The organism is Pseudoalteromonas sp. SR45-5 (assembly GCF_014163565.1).
GTDB lineage: Bacteria > Pseudomonadota > Gammaproteobacteria > Enterobacterales > Alteromonadaceae > Pseudoalteromonas > Pseudoalteromonas distincta.
In genome coordinates this window covers 1-3895 of record NZ_JACJDN010000389.1, presented here as the reverse complement: position 1 = coordinate 3895, position 3895 = coordinate 1, and the positions used below count along the sequence as shown (strand labels likewise).

The following is a 3895-nucleotide window of genomic DNA, read 5'->3' as shown; positions in this document are numbered from 1 at the left end:
ACAAGCCAATATAAGTCAGAGTGTACACCCGCAGCGGTTACTTCTTTCCCAGCCCCAGGCCCCTGAATCACAAGCGCGTTATCACTATACCATTTGCTATTAATTACGAAAATATTATCGCCAGGTGTAAGGTTTGCTAACACATCTCCATTGGTCACATACGTAATTCCTACTTTAGCGATAACTTCAGTTTTTGTTATATCTAATAGGCCTGTGTATCTCAGTACTGAGTTATTAGCTTTTGCTGTATCAGCATGCTCTTCAATGAACGCATCTAGCTGGGCTTTATTGTTTAGAAAGTCTTCCCAGCTTCCTAGCGCAAGATCGCCGGGCATTAATGCCGATAAGCTAATATCATCAAGCTCAAGCTCTATACCTAACTCTCGGGCTAAAATAAGTAACTTACGCTGCATATCTCGTCCAGATAAATCCTCGCGAGGGTCAGGCTCTGTGAACCCCATTTTCTGAGCTTCTAATACCAACTCAGAAAAAGCAGTGGTACCATCATACTTACTACATAACCACGAAAGCGTACCCGAGAACACGCCTTCAATACGCGTAATTTTATCACCACTATTTTGCAAATCAGCCAAAGCAAAATTGATAGGTAAGCCTGCGCCTACACTTGTATTATATCGCCAATGTAAATTACGTTCGCCAAGGTTACTACGAAGTGCTTTATACCAAGAAGTCGGTGCTGTACCTGCATATTTGTTAGCACTAATTAAATGACAATCTCGGTCTACAAAATCTGTATATAAAAAGCTAAACTGCTCGCTTGCAGTAATATCAATTAAAACTTTATGTTCGTAGTCAAGCTCGCTTATCGCATTAAGTAAATCCGCAGTTTCATAGCTATTCGCCTCATGCTGCCATTGAGTTTTCCATTGCGATATATTTATGCCACTTGCATTAAATAACATATGTTTAGAGCGAACCAGCGCTACCAATTTAATACTAAAGTCGCCTGATAAACGCTCAAATTGTGCCGATAACTGCTCAATAAAAGCATCGCCTACATTGCCAAGGCCCGCAACTATAACGGCTATTTCTTGGCCTTTATTGATTAGCTTATCGTGTAAGACGCTTTGTATATCGCTATCTATAAATTGGTCTGTTAGTAATAAAACATAACCATTATCTTGATGCACAAAACGCGGTTTTATAGTCTGCTCAGCTAATACCTCTAAAGCTTGCAGTTTTAGTACGCTAACGTCTTGCTCAGGGGCAACAATTGCACAGCCATTTAAATTTGACTCACTAATATTAGCTCTACCAGCAAAGTAATTAATAACTTGATATGTTTGTGCAGCCGGTACTACTAAATACACTTCACCATTACGGTTAAAATGATGAAGGCTATGCTGAATAAGCTGACTAACGCTTGCGACCTCACCTTCACTTAATCCTTCAACCATTAACAAATCAACATTTTGCAGCGTGGTTATAAAACGCTTTTTCTTTGCTGAACCTTCTTTTACTATATCTGTTGGGCTTGCTTGCACATCAAAACTACTACGAACAGCTAGCTTAATATCTGTGTTTTTAAGTGGCGATAGTGTTTTTGCATGTAATACAGGGTTACCCAAACGAGCTAATAAATTAGCTTGCCCGCGACAAATTTTGCCGTATTTAATCGCTTTTTTTACCTTACGAGGATCAGTGCTAAACACTCCCTGTGTATCGGTCCAAATACATACCTGCTTAGCATCACAGTAATTTGCAAGTAGTGTTGCACTATAATCGCTACCGTTGCGTCCAAGTGTTACGGTCTCACCTTTCGTATCGGCGGCAATAAACCCAGTAACAACATTTATCTTATTAGGTAAAATTGACTGTCGACATTGCTGCGCATTTTGCGCATGCATTAATTCACCATCGTTTAAGGTAAAAAGACTACGGGCATCTTGAGCACACGCCTCAATATTTAGCTGCTGTAAATAAGTAGCGAGTAAACGTGCTGACCACAGTTCCCCGTGCGCAAGTAACGCAGCCTCTTTTAGCTGCTCAGCTTGAGCAAGTTCTGCAATATTACTAAGCTCGGTATTTAGTGTTCTAAGTGCGCAGCGCTTTAAATCAGCTTGTAATAACTGCTCAATTAAATCGCTTTGATGGTTATTTAACTGCAGTAAAATATCAGCGACAGCTTGCGTGTCTTGCAGCTGATAACTTTGCCACAACGACACAAGTGTATCTGTAGTTTTACCTGCAGCAGACACCACAACACAGTCGCCCGGCTGAGTATGCCCAATAATTATTTTAGCTACGCTTTGATAGCGCTCACTAGAGCTTAAGCTTGAACCACCAAATTTATGTACACAATTGACCATATTTATACCAATTCGCTTAATTAAGTTGTCTATTTTGAGGTAAGAAAACCGTATCGATAACAAGGCAAAAATTTCGTTATTTAGTTGTTCTCGGCAATTGCTCCTGCATTGCTCTACCTCCTGCATCCATGCAGTCGTATATTAGGAATTTTTAACGATGTTATCGTGCGGTTTAATCCCTCAAATTGATTAGGTATTATTGCGGATTGGTATTACTTACCAAAGCGCTGGACGGGCTGCACTTAATTTAACGTTTCCACCAGAAGTGCCAGCACCTTTGCCTACACGGCCAACATTTTTATTTTGCCCTGGTTTTACAAGTTCAAATACTCGTTCAAAGTCAGCTATTAAATCGTGTATATCTTCAATCCCAACCGAAATACGAATAAGCGTATCGCCCACACCCGCTTCTAAACGTGCCTTTGCCTCCATACCTGCGTGCGTCATAGTTGCAGGGTGACAAATTAAGCTCTCTACGCCACCTAGTGACTCAGCTAAACTAAACGTTTTAAGGCTAGTTAAAAATGCTGCCGCGTCGTTTATATCGCCTTTAATATCAAAACTAACCATGCCACCAAAGCCAAGTTGTTGTGCTTTAGCAAGTTCATGTTGAGGATGCGACTCAAGTCCAGGATAGTAAACTTGGCTTACAAAATTGGAACTTTCAAGGTACTCAGCTATTGCTAGCGCATTTTCTTGGTGCTGCCTTAAGCGCACATTTAAAGTACGTAGACCACGAAGCGTTAAATAACTATCAAAAGGGGCGCCCGTAATACCAATATTATTTGCCCACCAAGCAAGCTCATCACCAAGCTCTTGTGTTGCAGCAATAACAGCGCCGCCCACTACATCTGAGTGCCCGTTAATATATTTAGTAGTTGAATGCACCACAATATCTACACCAAACTTAATAGGGTTTTGTAAGGCAGGAGACAAAAACGTGTTATCTGCGGCAACCAATGCACCGCATTGCTTAGCAACATCGGTAACCGCTTTAATATCGGTTAAACGAAGTACTGGGTTACTTGGAGTCTCTATCCAAATAAGCTTAGGTTTAATTGCTAAAATTTGTTGAAGGCTTTCTTCTTTTGTTAAATCTAATACTTCAAGCTTCAATAGTCCGCGTTTTTGTAACGATGTAAATAAACGATAGCTTCCACCATAACAATCATGTGGAATTACTAACGTGTCGTCACTGTTAAGTAGCTGAGTAGCTAAATGCACGGCAGCCATACCAGTGGCCGTAATTATGCCACGAGCGCCACCTTCAAGCTTAGCAAGCGTCTCTGCTAAAATATCACGATTAGGGTTACCACTGCGGCCATAATCATACTCACGCTTAGTATCAAAGTCGGCAAACGAATAAGTCGTTGATAAATAAATTGGCGGCACCACTGCACCATGATGTTTATCAGCATCAACGCCGTTACGTACAGCAATGGTCGCTTTGTTTTTTTCGCTCATATTCGTCACCTGATTAATTTGGATGTTTAGACGTCTAAAAGAGTAAGTTATCCGTTTTAATAAGTCAAAGTATTTTAAAGCTCTAGATGGCTAAAGTTAGG

At 40.7% G+C, this 3895-nt stretch carries 2 protein-coding genes; both read right to left on the bottom strand.

Features of this window, described 5'->3' with window-relative positions:
• Positions 1 to 2330: bifunctional aspartate kinase/homoserine dehydrogenase II (metL, locus tag H5072_RS13830; RefSeq protein WP_182693845.1), on the bottom strand; the 2330-nt coding region annotated here is incomplete at its 3' end.
• Between the two features lie 216 nt (positions 2331 to 2546).
• On the bottom strand, positions 2547 to 3794 hold the full coding sequence (gene metB / locus H5072_RS13825; RefSeq protein WP_182693844.1) for a cystathionine gamma-synthase: 1248 nt from the start codon (positions 3792 to 3794) through the stop codon (positions 2547 to 2549).
• Between the last annotated feature and the right edge of the window lie 101 nt (positions 3795 to 3895).